Annotated in this window: 17 protein-coding genes; 1 reads left to right on the top strand and 16 read right to left on the bottom strand. The window is 55.1% G+C overall.

Annotation, left to right across the window (positions count from 1 at the left end; translation table 11 throughout):
* Nucleotides 1–73: 73 nt before the first annotated feature.
* From NB063_RS23525 to NB063_RS23570, 10 genes are all read right to left on the bottom strand, one after another.
* A complete protein-coding gene (locus NB063_RS23525) occupies nucleotides 74–631 on the bottom strand; it encodes a hypothetical protein (protein ID WP_250931353.1) in 558 nt (185 codons plus the stop codon).
* Nucleotides 621–1,220 carry a type IV pilus inner membrane component PilO gene (locus NB063_RS23530; RefSeq protein WP_250931354.1) on the bottom strand — a complete coding sequence of 200 codons (600 nt, stop codon included), beginning with the start codon at nucleotides 1,218–1,220 and terminating at the stop codon, nucleotides 621–623. Before NB063_RS23530 ends, NB063_RS23525 begins: the two co-directional genes overlap by 11 nt.
* Complete coding sequence (locus NB063_RS23535) at nucleotides 1,207–1,896, bottom strand: PilN domain-containing protein (protein ID WP_250931355.1); 690 nt, start codon at nucleotides 1,894–1,896, stop codon at nucleotides 1,207–1,209. Before NB063_RS23535 ends, NB063_RS23530 begins: the two co-directional genes overlap by 14 nt.
* Nucleotides 1,893–3,002: a pilus assembly protein PilM gene (gene pilM / locus NB063_RS23540; RefSeq protein WP_250931356.1), complete on the bottom strand. Its 1,110-nt coding sequence runs from the start codon at nucleotides 3,000–3,002 to the stop codon at nucleotides 1,893–1,895. Before pilM ends, NB063_RS23535 begins: the two co-directional genes overlap by 4 nt.
* Nucleotides 3,003–3,094: 92 nt before the next feature.
* Nucleotides 3,095–4,306, bottom strand: coding sequence for a type II secretion system F family protein (locus NB063_RS23545; protein WP_250931357.1), 1,212 nt, complete (start codon nucleotides 4,304–4,306; stop codon nucleotides 3,095–3,097).
* 45 nt (nucleotides 4,307–4,351) lie between these two features.
* Complete coding sequence (locus NB063_RS23550) at nucleotides 4,352–6,109, bottom strand: GspE/PulE family protein (protein WP_250931358.1); 1,758 nt, start codon at nucleotides 6,107–6,109, stop codon at nucleotides 4,352–4,354.
* The gene (locus tag NB063_RS23555; protein ID WP_250931359.1) at nucleotides 6,106–6,441 is read right to left on the bottom strand and encodes an STAS domain-containing protein; all 336 of its coding nucleotides are present in this window, start codon (nucleotides 6,439–6,441) and stop codon (nucleotides 6,106–6,108) included. Before NB063_RS23555 ends, NB063_RS23550 begins: the two co-directional genes overlap by 4 nt.
* Before the next feature lie 9 nt (nucleotides 6,442–6,450).
* On the bottom strand, nucleotides 6,451–8,271 hold the full coding sequence (locus NB063_RS23560) for a sensor histidine kinase (protein WP_250931360.1): 1,821 nt from the start codon (nucleotides 8,269–8,271) through the stop codon (nucleotides 6,451–6,453).
* Entirely contained in the window at nucleotides 8,268–8,657 is a 390-nt protein-coding gene (locus NB063_RS23565; protein ID WP_250931361.1) for a response regulator, read from the bottom strand. Before NB063_RS23565 ends, NB063_RS23560 begins: the two co-directional genes overlap by 4 nt.
* A 234-nt stretch (nucleotides 8,658–8,891) precedes the next feature.
* Nucleotides 8,892–9,311: a type II secretion system protein gene (locus NB063_RS23570; RefSeq protein WP_250931362.1), complete on the bottom strand. Its 420-nt coding sequence runs from the start codon at nucleotides 9,309–9,311 to the stop codon at nucleotides 8,892–8,894.
* 216 nt (nucleotides 9,312–9,527) lie between these two features.
* On the opposite strand from NB063_RS23570, the gene NB063_RS23575 reads away from it, so the two are divergent.
* Complete coding sequence (locus NB063_RS23575; protein ID WP_250931363.1) at nucleotides 9,528–11,183, top strand: HD-GYP domain-containing protein; 1,656 nt, start codon at nucleotides 9,528–9,530, stop codon at nucleotides 11,181–11,183.
* A gap of 264 nt (nucleotides 11,184–11,447) precedes the next feature.
* Here NB063_RS23575 and cheB read toward each other — a convergent pair whose 3' ends face one another.
* From cheB to NB063_RS23605, 6 genes are all read right to left on the bottom strand, one after another.
* Nucleotides 11,448–12,509: a chemotaxis-specific protein-glutamate methyltransferase CheB gene (gene cheB, locus NB063_RS23580; RefSeq protein ID WP_250931364.1), complete on the bottom strand. Its 1,062-nt coding sequence runs from the start codon at nucleotides 12,507–12,509 to the stop codon at nucleotides 11,448–11,450.
* A gap of 20 nt (nucleotides 12,510–12,529) precedes the next feature.
* Nucleotides 12,530–14,764, bottom strand: a complete 2,235-nt coding sequence (locus NB063_RS23585; protein ID WP_250931365.1) for a hybrid sensor histidine kinase/response regulator — start codon at nucleotides 14,762–14,764, stop codon at nucleotides 12,530–12,532.
* Nucleotides 14,765–14,857: 93 nt separating this feature from the next.
* Nucleotides 14,858–17,359, bottom strand: a complete 2,502-nt coding sequence (locus NB063_RS23590) for a methyl-accepting chemotaxis protein (RefSeq protein WP_250931366.1) — start codon at nucleotides 17,357–17,359, stop codon at nucleotides 14,858–14,860.
* A 55-nt stretch (nucleotides 17,360–17,414) separates the two neighbouring features.
* Nucleotides 17,415–18,050 carry a chemotaxis protein CheW gene (locus tag NB063_RS23595; protein WP_250931367.1) on the bottom strand — a complete coding sequence of 212 codons (636 nt, stop codon included), beginning with the start codon at nucleotides 18,048–18,050 and terminating at the stop codon, nucleotides 17,415–17,417.
* Nucleotides 18,047–19,486, bottom strand: coding sequence for a CheR family methyltransferase (locus tag NB063_RS23600; protein ID WP_250931368.1), 1,440 nt, complete (start codon nucleotides 19,484–19,486; stop codon nucleotides 18,047–18,049). Before NB063_RS23600 ends, NB063_RS23595 begins: the two co-directional genes overlap by 4 nt.
* Entirely contained in the window at nucleotides 19,483–19,950 is a 468-nt protein-coding gene (locus NB063_RS23605; RefSeq protein ID WP_250931369.1) for a chemotaxis protein CheW, read from the bottom strand. The genes NB063_RS23600 and NB063_RS23605 overlap by 4 nt, the downstream gene beginning before the upstream one ends.
* Nucleotides 19,951–21,172: the final 1,222 nt, after the last annotated feature.

Raw genomic sequence — 21,172 nt, forward strand, 5'->3', positions numbered from 1 at the left:
GCTCGCGCCGTTCCGCTACAGTTGAAATCCTTCAGTGATACAATCGTCGTCCCCGGGGAACTTACACCGGGACTTACTGCGTTGCGGCAACGGGTTCGAGAACGATGCCGTCCGATCGGATTTCCCTGATCCGATAGCCGTTGAGTTCATCCCCGGCGGTCACGGTTTGCTCACCGATCAGGGCATAGTTTTTGCCTTCTCGTTGAAGGATCATGCGAACCTTCCAGGACGCGGCCGCCAGTTCTGCCGCCATCGCTTCACGCTGTTTTTGGCGTTGCTCCATCGATTTCGCCAGCTCCTGTTCAACAAATTCGATCGCGGCTTTGCGATCGTCGCCGACGGAGCCGATCGTGTCGGGGCGTGGCGACGAATGGAAAGGGTTGTTCTCCACCAGGTCTTCGAATCGGATTTCGGGCCACGGTACCGGTTTGGCGTCCTCCGATTGAGCAGGTTGAGTGGGCTGTGGCGAGTAGGCGACGTTGCTGGTGGAAACGTTATTGACCGAGACGTCCTCGGACTCGCCGCCAGAACAATGGTAGCCAACCAGTACGATCGCCAGTCCCCCGGCAACGATCCAAAGCTTCATTTGCTTCTTCGAGGAATCATCCTCCACTAGAAAGTCATGATCCATGTTGATGATCTCCCAAGGTAGAAAGCGATGTTGCAGGGGCAAAGTAAATCGCCAGCGTCATGTCCATCGAAAACACTTCTCCATCATGCCTCGGCTTGATTGTTAGTGCGTTCACTTTGCTCAGCCGTGGCAAATCTTTGATGCGATAGAGGAACTCACAGATTGCGGCGTACGGACCTTCGGAAGCGATCGTCACACGCATCTCTCGATACTCGGGCTGCGTGATCGTCTCATTGGGATGGTAGTCAACGATTTCCAAACCGACCTCATGTGCCAAAGCAGTCATTTGACCCAGGAAGTCAGCTTCACAGGGGCCATTGGGAATTCGGTTCAGGATCCCTTCGATCTCATCATCTGTTTTGAGCAACGAGTCGCTCAGTCGCTGATTTTCACGACGAAGACGGTGTTCATGGGTAAGGACTTGCTCCGCTTGAGCGATCGCCCGAGTGACCTCGGTATAACGATTCTCGATGGGTTTGGTGACCAGCACGTGGATGACGGCGACTGCCGTGATGCAGACGAAGAGCCCGCAACCATGTGAGAGCCACCACCAGCGATGCAAACGAGCCTGAGGACTAGCGAATGACATGGTGACTCCTGTGTGTGATGTCCAATTGCACGTGTTCGGAATGGAACGTGTGTGGATACATGATGCATTCGACCAAGAACGTTTGGGTGCGGGAGTCGTCTTTGCGTGCGCCGACCGACGATTTCAGTTCCACCTTGGTAAACACACTGGTGTCGCGGAGTGCCGCCACAAAACGTGAGATGGCGATATTGCCTTGAGCGGTCCCGTTGAGCCGAAGACGAGTGACTTCCTGATGAACCGGTTTTGCCGGTTCGCCTTTGGCTGAGGTGACAGTTGCCGTTGGTACGGTCTTTTCGTGTACGCGTTCGATGCTGACGTTCTTTAATTGCACACCGCCACCGCTGTGCTTCGAACTTTGGCTAATCAGTCCCATCAACCGGAACGGGACCTGCTGGTCGTCCAGTCGCGCCAGCAAGGTTTGACGGGCCCTGAGTTCTTTGACCCGCTGGGCCATCCGCGAGTTTTCGCTTTCGAAGGCTCGGACGGGTGCACAACGACTTTCCAACAATGCCAATGCATCCGCGGAAGCGCTGAGCCGGTCTTTTTGAAAGTGCCAATAGATCGGAGCGACCAAAACGATGACGCCGCACACGACCAGCCACCTGATGACGCTATCGCGAACAATCAAATACAGCTGGAAACGCCATGGCATGAGATTCAGATGTGTACGATTCATAACTCCCATCCCAATGCTGATAATGACGCTGTGCTCGCGAGCAAAGAAGCGGGATGGCCTGACTCGGGGCCATGCTCATTCAATTGCCAAGCAGAACTCGGAATGCCGACGTTTTGTGTCAGGCGTTCGGAAAGATTTGAAATGCAGCTTCCCGCGCCGACGAGAGTCAGTTTGGAGGGACACAATCCGCGGAATTGCATTTCAAAGAACTCGAGCGTTTGAGAGATTTCCTCTTCTAATTCGGTTAGCAGATCGCTGGCTAAGTCCGAGAGGATGATTTGCAATTTTCGTTTGGAATTGTTCGCTTCCTCGCCACCATCAATTCCATAGGTTTTCAGCAAGGTTTCCGCGTCGACGGACGAGATTTTCAGGCGTTGACGTATCGCCGTCATCAGCCGTTGCAGCCCGCAACCTTTGATGGATCGGGTTAATAGCGGTTGATTGTGTTGGCTCACAATCAGGGTCGCCGCGGAGTGATCCCAGTCGAGAATCGCGACCGGCTGATCGTCAGGAGCTCCCGTGTCGTCCATCAAGCTCGCCGACCGCATCATCGTCAACGGAAGCCCATCGAGGACTTGGCAGTTCAGGCCCGCGGCCAACAGGTTGCGGCCCACCGAATAGGAAAGTGAGGAAGGTATCGACAAAACGTGAACCGGCGTCATTCCGTTCTCGTCAGCGGGTTGATTTGGGCAATCCCAAAAGTCGAATTCAATCGCTTCCTTCTGCCGCGAGGAAGAGACCTTGGGAGAGAGTTCCAGACCGATCAATTCTCGACGTTCTTCGTCTGATTCAGCCGCACTCGAGAGAGTCCGCAATCCGCAAAAGTGCATGGAAAGGACGCACGCGGTGTTGCGTCCGCGAAAACCACCGTGAGACGTGAGTGCCTTGCGAATTTCTTGGCCGATGCGACCGCTCTCGAAACAACCAACGTCAAACGGTCGTTCGTCGTCCGCGTTCACCACGATACTACGCGCGATTCGAGATTGGTGATCCTTGCGTTCGAGCTGGGCAATTTTGATTGCCGTCGTTCCGATCTCAATGCCGATCCATCCAGTGCTGGAGGCTTGCGCGCCTTGCCATCGAAAAGCGGGTTGTAGTAACTGCATTATTCCATTCCCCGAAGGGCCTTTTGTCGTGATTGGTTGTTCGATTCCGCGAACCCGGTTTTGTTCAACTGTTCTATTGGACGGTGAAGTGATCAGGAAATGTCTGCAAAGCTCAGCATCGGCAACAGGATCGAAACGACGATGAAAGCAACTAAGCTTCCCATGCAAATGATGATGACGGGTTCAAAATATTTTGAGACCTCTTGCAGTCGTCGTTCGCCTTCGTCCTCGTAGAACGTGCCGACTTTGTCCATCACATGACTCAAACGACCGGTTTTCTCGGCCGTCATGATCATTCGCGAGGCTCCCGCGGGCACGAACTCGGTTCTCGACAAAGCGGGACCGATGCCCCGCCCATTGAGGACCTCTTTCTCGAGCACGTTAAACAACTCTCGATACTTCGAATTCTTAATCGATGAACGAACCAATTGAATCGTTTCCAAAAGGGGAACACCACTTTGAAGCATGGTTCCCATCAATCGGAATGCGCGACCGGTGAGCATCGCTCGGGTCACGTTTTTCAAAACGAATCCGTTGAGTAAGAACTGATGCACCAGCTCTCGAAACTTCTGTGTCTTCATCAGTGGCACGGTCACCGCGAGCAGGATGCCGATCCCGATGAACCAGATCAAGAAGTCATTTCGAAGGCTACCCGAAAACGCCAGCAATACTTGCGTCGAAACGGGGAGCGGAACGTGCATGTCCTTAAATATCTCCCCGAAATTAGGGAGCACGAAAAATAACAGGACGGCCAAGACCACGAGCGACAGTACCGACAAAATCATGGGGTAGGCCAAGACCGTTTTGACCATACTCCGCAAGCGGATCTCACTTCTCAAAACATCCGTGATCCGAAACAAGACTTCCGACATTTCCCCGGATGCTTCTCCCGCAGCAACACTCGCCACGTAAGCCGAATTAAATACGTGGGGTTGCCGCCTCAAAGCTTCCGCGATCGGCAGGCCTTCCGAAATGTCCGCGTGAACACCAAGCAACGCTTTGCGCAACCCTTCGTGAGCGCAGTTCTCGGCCGACTCCTCAAACGCTTCTGCTAAATCGACGCCCGTGTCGCACATGATGGCCAACTGGGACGTGAGCATCAGCAGTTCCTGTTGGGGAACGTGGCTGCCACGTTTCTTCCGCGCGAACGAGGATTTCAGCGAACCACGACCACCTTGTGATAAGGACAGCAATGTTTCGCCGCGTTGGCGCAGTCGCTCCTGTGCTTCTTTGGCGGACTCGGCCTCGATCGTTCCGTTGATCAGGGTGCCGCGTGACGACTTGGATTTGTATTGGTAAAGCACAACGATGCCTAAACAGCTGACGATTTTAGTTTTTTAATGAGGGGACTAATCTACAAACGCGACTCGGGCGACTTCATCCAGACTGGTGCTGCCGCTTTCGGCCAACCGCAATCCGTGATCCAACAATGTTTGTCCGCCGTGTTCGCGGTGCCAACGGCGAATGCTTTCCGCGTTCGCGTCTCGCGAGATGATTTCACGAAGTTCACTATTGATCTGCATGACTTCGTAGACGCCCGATCGGCCGCGATAGCCGGTGTCGCGGCACTCGCTGCATCCGTCGCCCCGTTCGAAGGAGCGTCGGCGATTGCCTTGGTATCGCAGAGAATCCAGCAGCTCGGCGGGCGGGAAATACGATGTCTTGCATTTCGGGCAAATGTTTCGAACCAGTCGCTGCGCGATCACGCCCACTAAGGCTGCCGCGATTTTGTAAGGAGCCACATTCATGTCGAGCAGACGCGTGACCGCTCCGGCGCTATCGTTGGTGTGCAGCGTGCTGAGGACGAGGTGTCCCGTCAACGCGGCTTGGATGGCGATTTCAGCCGTTTCCGAGTCACGAATTTCGCCGACCATGATGATGTCGGGGTCTTGCCGCAGGATCGACCGCAGAGCGCTTGCGAAAGTCATGCCTGATGAAGTATCCGCCTGAACTTGGTTGATCATGTCCAAGCGATACTCGACGGGATCTTCGACCGTGACCATCTTGTTGTGAACCGATTTCAGCAGTTCCAAGGCGGAATACAGTGTCGTTGTTTTTCCGCTACCCGTCGGACCGGTCACGAGCACCAGACCGTGAGGCTTGCGAAGCATCCCTTTGACACCGGAAAGCATGTCGCTCGGCAAACCGAGTTTCTCAAGGTCAAAGGTCACCGATTGTCGGTCGAGAACCCGCAGCACAACATTCTCGCCGAGGACGGTGGGAAGCGTCGAGACTCGTAGGTCAATCGGATTGCCTTCGACCGAAACGTGCATCCGTCCATCGAGCGCAGCACGGTGTTCGGCGATGTCCATCCGTGCCATGACTTTGATGCGCGATACGATTGCCGGGTGAAACTCATGTCGTGGCCGGAGTACCTCGTGCAGTTGACCGTCGACACGGTAACGCACGATCGAAACATGATCACCAGGCTCGATGTGGATGTCGCTGGCACCCTGGCGGACCGCGTGGACGATGATGTAGTTGACCAAGCTGATAATCGGACTCCCGTCCGATACCGTATCGAGGTCCGCCAGATCGATGTTCAAGGATTCAGATTCGAGTTCGACGGCATCCTTGGACAAGTCCGCGGTGACCGTATCGACCTCAAACCCTGCCCGATAGCAGCGTTCGATCATCTCGCTGATGTCGATACCCAATCCGAAAACGGGCCGGATTTTGCATCCGGTGATTCGCTCCAGTTCGTCTTTTTGTTGGAGATTTTTGGGCTCCGTCATCGCAACCGTCAAAGTGTCGTGCACTTTGAACATCGCCAACACGCCGAGATTCTCGGCGACGTCGCGAGGGATGTGCAGGACAACGCCCGGGTCAATCATCCCATCGCGTAGCCGAACGGCTTTGATCTTGAGTTGACGTTCCAAGAAAGGAAGCAGCTGCACCAGATCAATGAAACCCAGTTCAACCAACAGTTCTCCCAGTCGGGCGCGATTTTCTTTTTGTCGGCCGAGGGCGGTCTTGAGTTGATCTTGGGTGATCAATCCCGCTTGAACGAGCTGTTCGCCCAACGGGAGAGGGTTGTTTGTGGCGGATCCCATGACACTCGGGAAGACGCGGCTCTGGGTTCTCGGCGTGAGGGTTGAGAGTGTCATTGCGCGAAACTCCCGACAGCGACCAGATGGTCGTCGAACACTTCGAATTGAGAGACGACGTTTGTGGCCTCGAGAATGTCTCGGCAGAGTTCGTTGGGTTTGGCGAGTTTGATGCAACCGCCTAGTTCGAGACAACGCTGTTGCGACTCGACCAATAACTCCAAGCCGCGGCTGTCCATCAGCACGACGTTTTCTAAGTCGATTACGATCTGAGGCTGTCCTTGATCAAAGCAACGGTCAATTGCGGACGTGATCTCTTCCGCGTGATCGCGTTTGAGTGGACTGGTGAATTGGATCAGGTGGACGGCGCCACGCTTCATGTATTCGTACATCGCATTTCCCTATGCTAGAGGTAGGTTGATTGTGAAGCGTGATCCATGATCGAGTTCGCTACGTGCGGTAATCTTGCCGCCGTGAAGTCGGATCACTTCTTGTGCGAAGGCCAAGCCCAGTCCGGTGCCGCTTTCATCTCGCACGCGTTCATCATCGCTGCGGAAGAATTTTTCGAACACTTTGGGCAACTCATTCAACGCGATCCCGATACCAGTGTCTTCGACGTGGATGCGAATGGTGTCCCCCGACATCTCAACGTGCAACGTGACCCGACCACCGGTCGGCGTGTACTTGGCAGCATTGCCCAGGAGGTTGACCAACGCAGCGGCGATCTTGTCTTTGTCGAGTTTGAGTTCAGGGAGTTTGGGCGGTAGCGAAACTTGGAAGTCGATCTGTTTCATCGTCATCTGCGGTTTCACTTTGGCAATCGCCTCACTGAGGAGTCGATCGACGTGCACGTTGCTACGCGTCACCGCGAGCGAACCGGCTTCCATCCGACTGATATTCAAGAACTCATCGACGAAGCGGCCCAAACGAGTGGCTTCGTTATTGATCGTATTGAGGTACTGCTTTTGAAGCTCAACGTCGACGTCGTCTTCGAGTTGAAGCGTTTCGGCGCATGCTTTGATGTTCGTTAAAGGGGTGCGTAGCTCGTGCGTCGCGTTATCAACGAATTGATCGCGAGCATTTTCGGCCATCTTTTGCTGAGTGATGTCACGCACCGACCACACCAGAAGAAGCGACTTGCCATCCTTCGAGCGCAGTGGGACGCGGGCCAATCGCAGTACACCATCAGACAAGATATTGGAACGATGGAGTTCTAAGACCGCGGGACGCGATGGTTCATTCAGGTGGAGACTCGCCAAATTGGCGGCCTCGGGAAAACTCTTTAACAGGTGCTCTTCGATCGAAGATCCTGTGGTCGCGTCGTAGTCGACGTTTAATAATGCGGCAAACGCTTTATTGGCAAACAGGATCCGTCCGGTTTCGTTCGTTGATGCAATGCCGTCGCTCAATCCCTGTAGGATTTGGCCATACTTTTCCTCGTTCAAACCACCGAGTGATTCGGCGAGCCGTTCTTCCAGTTTGCCTAGGCTGACGGAGCGTTGTGCCACCGATACCAGATGGTTCCAGCCGATCGAAGCAGGACCGCCCGGTTCGACGGGACTGATCGGCAGCGTTTCGCCGGTTGATTCGTCGCAGAGTCCTTCCAACTGTCGTTCGATCATCGAACTTGATCGGACGACTCCGTGAAGTTTGATGCCACCGAGAACTAACAATAGGAGAGGCAACGCGATCGTCATCCCGGCATGCCGGACCGCACCACCGTCGGTGGTTTCGAGATGAGAGGCGGATACGGCGACTTGCATCAAGCCATAGCTCTGCTGCGAATCGGCCACAGGCAGCCAATATTCGCAGAGATTCGGCTGGTTGCCGCGCAGATAACGAATTCGCTCGACGACTCCAGACGACGATCCCACCGACAGCATTCTCGCCGACTTGCGTCCGATGAGTTCTGGGTTGGTGTGGGCCTGGTAAACGCCGTCGAAGGAGATGATCCCGCAGTAGGAAAATTCGGGAAGGACGCTCAGCTTTTCAACGATCGATTGAATGTTTGTCCCGTCCGCGGTGCGGTAATCGGTCGCAATTTGCGTTGAAATATCGCTCAAACGTGACATCAAGCCTTGCTTGACAGTCTGAGACTGTTGCGATCGGTCGAGCAGCATCCAACTCAGACTGAGCGTCATGATGCTCATCAGCCCAAACATCAGATAATACGAAAGCAATCGTCGACTGAGTCGTTGATGGTGTAGGCGCGGGGTGTTCATGATTCGAGACTACTGCCGTTTGGTATTGAGAGGTCAGAACTCTCAAGACACTGCTGAATAACTTGTATCAAATGTCGCGGGCCGAATGGCTTTGAAACGATGAGCCTGACACCGAGTTCACGGCGCAGCTGATCATGGTCCAATTCCAATTGTTTCCCGGTGACAAAGATCACTGGGACTTCTGAATTCAGCTCATTCGTTCGCAGCCGTTTGACGAACTCTTCACCATTCATCTTTGGCATGTGGTAATCACTCACCACGAGGTCAAACGCCTGGTCGAGATAGTTGAGCGCGTCGAGTCCTGACTTCGCCCAGATTATTTCGAATCCGGCGCGGCGCAGACTGCGTTGCATGACGTCCGCCATGATGCGGTCGTCTTCGAGCATGAGGATTCGTTTTGGGTGGTCAGTGTTCAAGGGATGCACCGTAGCAGGGACGAATGTGAACGGGCTTTGACCACCACCATCGTCAGTGGACGGTCGTATTCAAAGGAGCGGTTCGGCGTAGAGTTCGTTGCTAGCGGAGCGGCGTAAGCACCCGGTGGATCACCAGAGGGCTCACGCCGTTCCGCTGCCGCTTGACACAACGAAGTTATTTCCGAACGTTTCCCACATTCCGCCTTACAGGGTGCTGTAACTCGAATGGTTGATGCGGAACTCACCAGTCGATTTGTCGTAGATCCACCCGGTCGTGCCATCGATTTTGCCCGAGAGTGCGGCACCATCGGTCTCGATCTTGACGGCATCGTCACGTTTTCCGACTTGGCAAGTAGGGAAATCGTTTCGCAGATAATCGTCCAAGTTCGTCTTCAGGGTGGCTTCGGCGCCGTCGGCACCGGGATAGTCCCCGTTGTTAGCTTTGTAGAGTTCGATGGCGTCACGGACCACTTGCAGCGTTTGTGTCGCCGAGTTGTCTTGCGCCTTGGTCAACGAGTCAAAGAACTTGGGAGCCGCAACCGTTGCGATCACACCAATGATCAGGATGACGACCGTTAATTCGACCAGCGTGTACCCCTTACGGGATCGAGCGAAATTTTTCATTTTCATTTCTCCGTGGTTGTATACCCCGGTGGGGATACGTTCAGTGTTTGAGTCAAGCCCGCGAACTTGCGGATGACCAACTCTAGGTCAGGGAATGGAGCATCACGGAATTCGTTAGAAAAATCGTTGCGACAATGTTGGTGTCTGATCTAAGAGCTAGGTTTTGCTGAGACTTATCTAAAAAATGCAAATCTTGTTGTTGAATTGGGAAAGCCGATGTCGCTATCCAATGTCACGGTTGAAGAGTTATTCGCCGTCAATACCGCGAAAGAAGACCTCGAGACGCTGTTCGGCGCACCGCTGTCGGTCTGCAGTTATGCAGACATTTGTCTATGCGCAGGCGAATCGACGCTGGGGCAATCCGTTCCAGTTGTGACGGACAATCCGTTTGGCAGGTTTCTGCCGGTTGATTTTGATCCTCAGCATCCTTACGTCGAGGAGTTGAAGAGCGACTTCTTTCGAATTGCGATTCCGATTCATGGATCGGGGCGCGCTACGCTCTTCGCAGTGGGTGAGATGGAAACCACGAAGTGCGATTGGATGTCAAAACTCGCCCGCTTGGCGAGTGATAACCTGCAACTGCGAGCCCAAACACAGGAGCAGGAGCTGCAGCTGGATTCCTATGCCGAACGTGTTCTGCAAAATTTTGAAGAACGTAGTTGGTTCGAGGCACTGGCTAACCTGGAACTTTGCGATGTAACCAAGAGCATCGAAAAAATCGCCGCTCGGTTACTGACACACCTGCAACAGATTCTTCATTGCGAATTAGTCGTCTTCTTGAGCGCCGACGAATATCTACCCTTTGCGTCAGAAGACTCCGTTGACGACCTGACGCAGAGCTTCAGGACGGGGGTAAGCGATGTGAACCCTGAATTGTTTACACGCATCGTCGAACATTTCGGCAGCGACGCCCACATCCAACCACTGGTCAAGAACTGGATCTCCGCCACTTCGGTGAAATCGAAATTCCCCGGAGTGGAATCGGTGATTTTGGTCCGCGTGGCACGACAAGGACTCTGCCATGGATGGTTGATCGCGATCAATCGTTCGTATGAAAATATTCCGTCGCAATCTGGTCTCGGTTTGGTGCAAGAAGATTTCGGTACGGAAGAGGCGCGTTTGATTCAAGTGGCCGCTGATGTCCTGATCACACATATTCAGAGTTCGGAATTATTTCGCACCAACCGAGAATTGGCGATTGGTGCGATTCGGTCGCTCGCCGGTGCAGTTGATGCCAAGGATCGCTACACCCATGGTCATAGCGACCGTGTGGGAAAAATGGCGCAGCAATTGGGATTCCGCTTGGGGCTCGGCGAGACGACGCAGGAGCAATTGTTTATCACGGGGCTGCTCCATGATGTCGGTAAGATCGGTGTTCCCGATACAATCCTCAACAAGCCGGGCAGGTTGGGCGAAGATGAGTACCGCGAGTTGAGACGACATCCCGAAATCGGATTTAAGATTCTGCAACCGATCGAGCCCTTGGCGTATGCGCTCGAGGGAGTGTTGCAGCATCACGAGTCGGTTGATGGCAGCGGGTATCCGAGTCGACTTGCTGGCGACGAGATTTCAGTCGCGGGACGGATCCTTGCCATTGTCGACGCTTACGATGCCATGACGAGCGATCGGCCTTACCGCAAAGGGATGGCGTTCGAAGCGGCCGAAGAGATTTTGCGTTGCGGCGCGGGCTCCCAATGGGATATCGAAATGGTGCGGGTTTTCCTCGAACATGCGGAAGATTTTCGCGAGATTTGCCGCGAAGATAAACACGTGCCGGCTGAGGTCACTTCGCTCAGCGTTGACGAAGGATTTCTGGGCAATGGACAATTGAATCCGACCACCACTTCGTCCTGCCCGGGACTGCCGTCGTAGCAAGGATGGGTGATGAAAATGCGGGGCCATAACCCGATTTGTCGCGAGTCCATTAGGCTGCCGTGGCTGGGCAGGTTTTAGAGAACGTAGCTACCTGGCTTAGCGGAACGGCGCGAGCCGTCCGGTGACACGTGACCGGACGGCTTGCGCCGTACCGCTAAGACGAGCACGTGTATCTGTATGCGGTAGCTACCGTCGCCAGACGGTGGACGGCTTGCTGTTCCAATCGGCAACACCGCCCACGGGACGTGAGGGGGCGATGCTCTAGTGGTCGGATAAGAGTTCACGCGAAGCGACGCAGGCCAACAGCTCTTTCGCGATTGCACCGACCGGCAACACGCGATCAACCACACCAGCCTCGATCGCGCTGCCCGGCATGCCGAACACGACGCAAGAATCTTCATCCTGTGCGATGACTCGACCGCCGGCGGTGTGCAATTTGCCGAGGCCCTCGACACCATCATGCCCCATCCCGGTCATGATCACGCCCACAGCCCTGGGACCGTAAACGGTGGCCAGCGATTCAAAGAGGAAATCGGCGGAAGGACGAAATCCGTCAATCGGCGGTTGGGTCGATAAACATGCGGTTCGATCAACGGCAGTGCCGAGATGATAGCCGTCGGGAGACAGATAAACTCGTCCGTTTTGCAGTAGCTCTCCGGCTCGGGCTAACTGGACGGGAAGGGTGACCGTGGAGTCGAGATATTCCACCAGCCCTTGGGTAAAACCTTGTGCGATATGTTGCACCACCAAGATCGGGACCGGAAATTCGGATGGTAGTCGCGACAAAACTTGCACTAATGCTGGCGGTCCCCCTGTTGAACTTGCGATCCCGATGATCCGCGCCGCGGAGCTTTTGGGGGAGTTGGGGAGGGGCGGCAATGGGAGCGGGGGCGTGGTTGGGGCACGGTTGTGATGCCGAACGACCTTCACCTCCGCCATCGCCTTGACCGTTGCAATGAGTTCATGGGCGTCTTTCTGAAACCGAGAGGTTCCGGGTCCCCAGGGCTTGCGGAGCACGGTCAATGCTCCGGCCTCCATCGCTTGCACCGCGACGTGCTGTTCGTGGACGGCATTGTTGGACGAGACGATGACGGTCGGCGTCGGACACTTCGTCATGATCTGTTTGGTGGCCTGAAATCCATTCAATACCGGCATTTCGATATCCATGGTGATCACATCGGGCTGCAGCTCTTGAGCCCGTTCGACGCCTTGCTTGCCGTTGTGAGCAAGACCGACCACCTGGATCTCCGGATCGAGCGCGAAGATACCCGCGAGTAGTTCTCGCGCAGTCGGCGAATCATCGACGATCAACAGACGTAGCATGGTTTTCAAAGCCTATGGGATCACAAGAGTTGCGAGACTGTGTCAAGCAAATTGGTTTGTTCAAAACCCGACTTCACAATATACGCATCCGCACCCACGTTGATACCACGGACCTTGTCTTCTTCAGTGCCTCGAGCGGTCACCAACACGACGGGCAATCCCTTCAAACGCTCTTGCGCCCGAATGGCCGTCGTCAGCCCGAAACCGTCGAGGCGTGGCATATCGACATCACTGACCACTAAATCGAATTCGTGCTCATTCAACAAATCTAACGCATGTTGCCCGTCACGCGCCGCCGAAACGTCGTATCCGGCGGTTTCAAGAATACTTTTGATTAACGCGCGGGTCGTCATCGAGTCATCAACGACAAGGATTCGGTGTTCTTTTACCGCGACATTCTCAGGACGATCGGCCGAGATCAGAATGGGGGTGGTCTTGATGCCGAAACTGCTGCGAATGAGATTGGCCACGTTCAATACCAAAGCCACGTGTCCGGATGGTAACAGCGTCGCGCCCGCGACATGACGCACACGACGAATGCGGGTACCGAGATTCTTGACGGTCACTTCCTGTTCACTGATCAACTCGTCAACCACGAAGGCCGCGGACTGTTCTCCCGAGCCCAGGACGATCGCTAGCAATTGGTTGTCTCCGATTTTGGCGGCTGACCGGGTTACGCCCAAGGCACCGCAGAGTGTCGTTAATGGCATCGGAGCATCTCCCAACAGCAAGGCATCGCGATTGCCAAGCGAGGTGATCCGCTCTCGCCCAAATCGCACCAAGTGTTGAACGTGCACCGTCGGAATGGCATAAATCTGGTTGGCCGATTTCACGAGGACTGAGCGAAGGGTGGTGAGCGTTAATGGGACGCACATCACGAAACTCGCACCTTTCCCTTTTTCAAAGTGAACGTCGACGGTTCCATGCAGGGATTCGATTTGCGTTTGCACGACATCCAGGCCGACGCCTCGACCGGAGATGTCCGTCACGGTCGCGGCGGTGGAGAATCCAGGCAGGAAGATTGCACGGGCCAATTCGCGATCACTGTCAGGTTGGGGAAGCTGTTTTTCTTTCAGTTTCGCCCGGATCTTTTCCAGATCAAAGCCGCGTCCATCATCGGCGACAACGATTTCGACCTGCCCACCGCGCAGCGCTGCGGAAACCTTGACCGTCGCCGGGATCGGCTTGCCGGCGTCGAGACGCTGCTTCGGTAACTCGATCCCGTGATCCACGGCGTTGCGAACGATGTGCAACAGGGGGTCTTTGAGGCCTTCCAAAACCGAACGGTCGACCTCCACGCTTTCGCCTTCGAAGATGAGTTGAACCTCCTTGCCAGAGTTTCGAGCCACGTCACGGACAGCTCGCTCCAACCCGCTACAGGCCTCGGCGAACGGCAACATCCGGATGTGTCGAACCTCACCATCTAGCGAACTACAAACTTGACGGAGCAGGCGACCGTCCCCTTTCATGCCGCTGGACAAGTGGTCGAGTTGTTTTTCAAAATTGCCGACGCTCGCCGCGATTCGTTCAAAGATAGCCGCGGCATGTCGAGGCAGCGCGATCTGATCGACGCGAGGCTGCGATTCGGAGGCGATGATTCGGCGGAGCGGTTTTTCGATCGTTTTCCAATCCGCCTTCCAATTGGCGACCGCCTCGCTCAGCGCAGACACGTCATGAGTTCTCGCAGCCACCCGGCGTTCGGCAACCAGGAGTTCACCGTTTTGTGCCAACAGATCGTCGAGTTTTTCAGCGGAGACTCGTACCGACATGCCCTTCGAGGTGGCTGCTGCCGGTTTGGTTGCGTATTGCCCCACCGGTTCGACATCGGGCAAGGTCTCCTCGGAAAAATCTTCGTCCGCGATGGCGGCTTCCAATTGCGGAAGGATCGACTGCAACGGGGATTGGTCAAGGTTCTGGTCGTCACGCAATCGCATCCCGGCTTCTTCGATCGCGTCGAAGGTTTTAAACAAAATCGTGTACTGCGATGGCGAGAGTTGCTTGTCATCATCGCGAACCGGGGTAAGCATGTCTTCGATCAAATGGCAAGCCCGTTCGATGACATCGACTCCGACTGCACACGAGGCACCTTTGATCGTGTGGGTGGAACGAAAAAGAGACTTCAGCGTTTCTTGACGTCCGTTTCCTGCCGGTTCTTTTTCCAAGGCGAGTAAGTCGCGATTCATCTCGCCCATGCGTTCGTGGAGCTCCTCCAGGAACGTCGACATCAGTCGCAGCATCAATTCGCTTTTTTCCATGTTTCCTGATCCGTTGTGCGAGGTCTGTTCCGGTTGAGATTGAGGAGTTTCGCAACATCACACCTTTCGCTTGAGGTGCGAGTCCTGCGGACGTTAAATCACGCTTTCGATATCGGTCGTGTTTGCAAACTGTTGCCCGGTGGTCAGCGAAGCGAGTTCGTTGCTCATCGCGCTGAGATTTTTTGCTGCCTCTTCGATCTGGTGGATCGCTTCGACGTTTTGTTTGGTGACGCGATTGATATTGCGAATCGCTTCGTTCAACTGAGTCACACCTGCGGCCTGCTGGTTGGCCGACGCTGAGATCTGAGTCGCCATCCGTGCTGATTGTGCGAGCGTTTCGCCGAGTGCGGTAATCGTGTCGCCCGCCTTGGCAACGATCATGCCGGCTGCATTAACCGATTTGGTGCCTTGTTCGGTCGACAGAACAGCACCGTTGGTTGCGTGCTGGATTTCACCGAGTATCTGACGAACTTGTCCGGTCGCTTTTTTGGATTGTTGGGCGAGCGATTTGACTTCGGCAGCCACGACTGCAAAGCCTTTACCGTGTTCGCCGGCACGCGAGGCTTCGACGGCCGCATTGAGCGCCAAGACGTTGGTTTGTTCTGCGATATCGCTGACGGTGAGAATGATTTCGCCGATGGACTGCGCCTTTTCTGCGAGCGACAAGATGTTTTCGGCAATCGATTCCGCTTGCTCTCGAACATCGTCCATAGCACGCACCGTTTGTTCGACGGCTTGTTTCCCTTCCCGACCCACTTCGTCCGCCTGCTTCGCAACTTTGGCGACGGTGTCCGCACGCTCGGAAGCTTGTCTCGCCGTTTGCGCGACTTCATCCACGGTCGCAACGGTTTGGGCGACGGCTGCGGCTTGTTGTTGCGTTCCCGCCGCCTGCTCGGATGTCGTGGCGAGGATCTGTTTGCTCGCGACGGCCAAGCGAACGACCGCATCTCTCAACGCGTTGAACAAATCCTTTCGCTCTTTCTCGATGGCGGTGTGGGCGGTGATATCTTGAATCATGCCGATGAAGATGTGTTCGTCGCCGCGTTTCAATTCGGTAACACGCAACGAGAGTGGAAAACGGCTCCCGTCCCGCCGTTGCCCTTCCATCTTGCGTGACTGGCCGATGATGCGTGCCTCACCCGTTGTCATGTACCGCCGCAAGTAACCATCGTGTGACTCGCGGTGCGGTGACGGCATCAGCATCGAGATGTTCTTTCCGACGACCTCGTCCGAACGGTAGCCGAAGAGACGTTCGGCGGCCGCGTTGTACGAAAGCACGATTCCTTGAGGGGTAATCGTGATGATCCCGTCTGCCACGGAGTTGAAGATCGCCTGCGTTCGCTTTTCTTGGGAAGTCGACGTTTCGAGCATTGTCGTTAACGTCGAGGTCATCTTTGCCAAAGAATCACGTAGAACGCGGACTTCGGCGACGGTTCCCGTTGCGGGTAACTCGGTACCCAAATCGCCGCCCGCCATCCGGTCGCTAGCCAGCGAAAGTTCTTGCAAACTCGCTGTCATTTGTTTTGTCGCATAGAATGCCAGGATCACGCCGACGGCCAAGACAACCAAGCCGATCCACAAGAAAGTGTGTGCCAGATCCGTCACCGGTTTTAAGGCGATGTCGGCGTTGACACTGGGAGCGACCGCCCAAAAGCGGTTCGGATTCAATTCGGGGTCAAAGAAGATCTTGCGATGGACGCCGATCAGACTGACACCGTCGGGGCGATCACTACCGGGGATGAAATCGCCCCATTCGAGGCTGTCAGGGCCTGTCGAAATCATGTGCTGCCAACGCACGGGTTTTTGGTAGCTATACAGGTTTGCCGGAACCGAGTCCGCGAACTCGCGGCTGGGAGACTCTTCACACAGTAGGTAGACGCCTTGTTCGTTGACAATATCGGTCGTGGTCGCATCGGATTGAATGGCCGCGAGCGCCCTCTCCAATAGTTTGCGTCCATCCAAACAGATCACAAAGACACCGCGAGGTTCGTTCTTCTCGTCGAAAACCGGCACGCAACAAAACGCGAATTTGTCGTTTCGGACTTGCACCATCGGTGAGATGTGTACTCGATCACGTGGTGCCCGGATCGCGGACTCAAAGTATTCCTCCCCGCTGACGTTGATCGTATTTTCTTGGCTGCTTCTCTCGAACTTGTTGACAGTCCGCGAAACACGCAAGACTTCGTCGCCTTGTTCGTCGTACAGTGCGCAGTAGCGACGTTCGGAATTGCGTTGCATCTGCGACGTCAGAATATCGCCGAGCCGGTTGATCCAAATCTCGGTGGTCGAGTTGGCTTGCTGCGGGTTGGGATCGGTGCCGCCGTTGTCCCAACAACGGATGATGCCCGGTATCGGCGGAAACTCGAGTGTCGTGAGACAGGATGCACGATTCGATCGCAAAGTTTCGGCAAGCCGTTCGGTTGCCTCACGGGTTTCAGCCAGGATGATCTTGGTCGTCAATAATTTGACTTCTTTGCTGCTGTAGCGATAAGCTAGTCCGCCAAGAAAACCAAGACTCAGCGCTAGGGTAATGCCAACGAGTAGACAAGTCTGCCATCGCAGTGAAAGGTTGAAGAGTCGATCTCGAATAGCCATCACGGCACCTTTTAGTAATACGTCAAACTTATCTTCGTCGCGGCGTTCCGGTGATTTATCCAGTGGAGTCGTCAAAGATCAAACGCGCATCGTTCATGAGGAGTTCATCATCGAGTACCATCACGCCCTCTTTGGTGACGCCCCGCGCGAAATCTCGTAAGACGCCGACGAGGGAACCATCGGGATCCAATATTTCGGCAACTTGGAGAGTCGTGACCTCGGTTCCCTCATCGCTCGGGGCTGCGAATTCCGCGCGCTCATGGCCGAAGACCACCAACCGCATCGGGATGCTCTCGATGGCGTGTGTCTTGAAAGGCGTTTCGCTGAGTCCAAACAGTTGATGAAAATCGACGACCGCCAGCACCTCGCCCCGCAAATTCGCAACGCCCAGTAGATAATCGGGAGTGCCTGGGACCGGGGTCACAAAGGGGGCCTGGAATACTTCTCGGATCGATCGTGTCGGAATGGCGAATCGTTCTCCCGCCAATGACAAAACCAGTACTTCGACGACTTCACTGATTGCGTCCGGATCCGAGGGAACGCATGCCAGTTCCTTGGCTCGCCGATCCATCAGGGCTTTCGCTTGTTCGGGCAGCAATTGCTCGCGCTGATCGATCAGATCCGCTAATTTTTGGAGACGAGCTTTGGCGTCGTCCCAGTCAAATGATCCGCGTGGTTGTGATGACTTCATTGGAGGGCCTGCCAATCATTGAGGACTGTCAGTTGCGCGTCGATGACTCTTACCAAGTCGCCGGCCCGTTCGTTGGACGTTAACGGCACGACCGCATCTTCGGGCAACTCCGCCGCCAAATTACGCGCGTTACGAAACGAACGCTGGGCGGCACTGACATTACCAAGCCGCCGCAGCACCGAGCCGAGCGTAAAATGACCCACCACGAGTCGTCGATCGAGAAACAGTGCCCGCCTGATCGCCGAAATGGACTCGTCCGTTCGATCCATCTCGAGCAACAGAACGCCGTGCAAATATTGCAACGCTGCATCAGTTTGGTGACGCAGCGTCGCTTCTCGGCATGTTTTTTCGGCCGCAATCACATCGACGTTTGCATACGCTTGCACGCGAATACGATCCGCTTCTGGCATCGCCAAAAGTGGTTCGGTGAGCCGGATCGCTAAATCATAGTCGCCGTCCGAGAGGGCTTGGGTCGCCTGGTCGATCAATTGAGGGACGTCCGATTGAACGCGTCCGCGGGGAGAAAGTGCCGAGCCGCCAGTGTCGCTAGGCAGGTCACGTGCGAACGCGTCGCTCGTGACCAGATCGGCTGCGATCGCATTCTTGGGTTGCGGGCCTTTGCGATAGACAACGCCCACTTCGGTAACGATCGTTTCAAAGGGGGCGAAGTGATCAATCATGGGGTCGCCTACGGCGAGCACCAACCAGCCACCGTCGGCGAGCGAATCGTACAATTGCCTCGCCACGCCTCGCACCGTTTCAGGACTGAAATAGATCAAGACATTGCGGCACAGGATCAAATCCAAATCGGCTGTTCCGGTCGTCAAAGAAGGGTACTGATCCAAAGCGAGATTCAGATACTCAAATCGAACGTGATTTCGGATGCGATCAATTACCCGGAACTCATTGCCCTCTTGTGACAGATACGCAGCTGATCTCGCTCCACCTTCGTCCCTCATCGACCATTTACGATACAGCCCTGACTGGCAGCGTCGCAGTGCACTGCGAGAGATGTCCGTGCCCAGAATGCTGACTCGATGCAGGAGTTGCAATTCGTCAAACAACATGGCCAACGAGTAGGGTTCCTCGCCCGAAGCACAACCGGCACTCCAAACATGAATCGTACGGTCGTGGTCTCGCCGCCGGCAAATGTCCGGAACGATATGCTCGGCGATGTAGTCGAGCTGCTTGGGATGCCGAAAAAAGTAAGTTTCACCGACGGTCAGTTCAACGATCAGATCGTCCAAAACGACCGGATCGGATGCCAGCAGTTCACGGTATGTGGCGACGTTGGGGGCATTCGCCCGTTTCATTGCGGCGAAAATTCCCGTTTCTGTCGATTGGCGTTGATCGGATCGAAATGCCAAACCCGTACGCATCTCGAGCAGGTACCTCAGGGCGACGTAGTCGGCGTCGTTCATTGACAGGTCGGTCATCTCGATGCCTCAATTTCGTCCGGCAATCGAGTGTTTTTCGCGAGGTCGCAATCAATACCCGCAAGCAACTCTTCGAAATCGATGACCTGCACCAACTCGTCGTCGAGCTTGGCAAATTGATGACCGAGGTGACTGGTTGAGGGAATGTGATCCGCAGGCGAATCGATAACCTCCATCTCAAGCAACTCGACCGCTCGGTCGACGCGAATGGCGAGCAGTTGGTCGTTTTTGGAAACGACAATCAAATGGTCGGAGTGAGAGATCGGTTTGTCAGGGAAACGCAGTAACCGACGCGCATCAAGGACGATCACGACTTCACCACGCAGATTGAGCGCTCCCAGCGCCGAAGGGGGAAGCCCTGCCGCTGAGGAAATCGTCGCTGCGAGCAGGACCTCTCGCACATGGATGGATGAGAAGCCAAATCGAACGTCGTCAATATGAAACACCAATAATTGACTCGGCATGGTTCATTAGCAGATGTGGAGGTTTTCCAGTTTCGACGTTTTGCGAACTCGGTTCGAGCACGCAAGGTTCAGTCTACTCGGTCCGCGGCTATCCCGTGGAAAAAGGACGTTTTTCACCGAAGATGCGGGGCCGTTGACCGCCTTGTTGAAGGACGCGATGCGGCTGAATGCTCGTTTTGAATCTGCCGAGGCGAGGCCGCAGTCGCGCACCGATCCATTGAGATGCGGTTGCTCGCTCGCAGAGGACGAATCGTGAATTGCGTCAATTGGTTCATTTTTCCCTCAGCCGGTATCGGATCAGCGCGATTATGCTCGGCCGCATCGAGTTCGGGTTGTGATGGTCGTGACGTTTGAAACACCGCCGGAGGTTTATTCCAAACCGCGCCGTGAATCGTGACCGTTGTTGGTCGCCATCGCACTGTCGGTGATGCAGGTCCCTTCGGCCGTGCCGCGACGTGGACTTTGTCCGCTTGCAACTCCGAGTGAAAGCTGACGCGATTGATTCCGCACTCGGTATCGAGTGAGAGAGGGTGGGTATCGACTTGAGTACCGCCGTTGCAACGACCTAACCAAACACGTAAGCACGTAGGCTGAAGTGTTTCGGTCTATCGGTCATTTGTTGATAACCATGGTTCCTATGTTCATCCAAGGCTATCACTGGACTGCCAGAAACTCGTTCTGGACAAGACGTGTCGCTATCCCTTTTGCGTTTAGCTGGATGCGGATTTTCGAGAATGGTTAGTCACGATAGTGACGACATCCAAAAGCCACGGACGTGGGTTCGTGGTTTGGGAAAACAAAGCGCAGCAAGTCGCAACGCGACGACACAAAACGGGGTTGTGCGCACGAATGAACCACCGGGAGCGGCATCTGTCATCGCTTCGCGACTTGGTGTATGCGGGGTGGGGTGATGTCGACCCCGGACTCGCGTCCGAGGCTTTCGCATGCCGTCGCTATCGCGACTAGGAATGGAAGACAAGACGTGTTGCTGTCCCTTTTGAGTTTTGCTGGATCCAGTATCTCGTGACGGGTTAGTCACGATAGTGACGACATCCAAAAGCCACGGACGTGAGTCCGTGGTTAGGGAAAACGAGGCGAAGCATGTCGCAACGCGTCGACACAAAACGGGGCGTGCGCGCGAATGAAGCACCGCGAGCGGCATCTGTCATCGCTGCGCGACTTGGGGTGTGTGGAGGCGACGACGACCCCGGACTCGCGTCCG

It is taken from the genome of Aporhodopirellula aestuarii, from assembly GCF_023701485.1.
GTDB classification, from domain to species: Bacteria; Planctomycetota; Planctomycetia; order Pirellulales; family Pirellulaceae; genus Rhodopirellula; species Rhodopirellula aestuarii.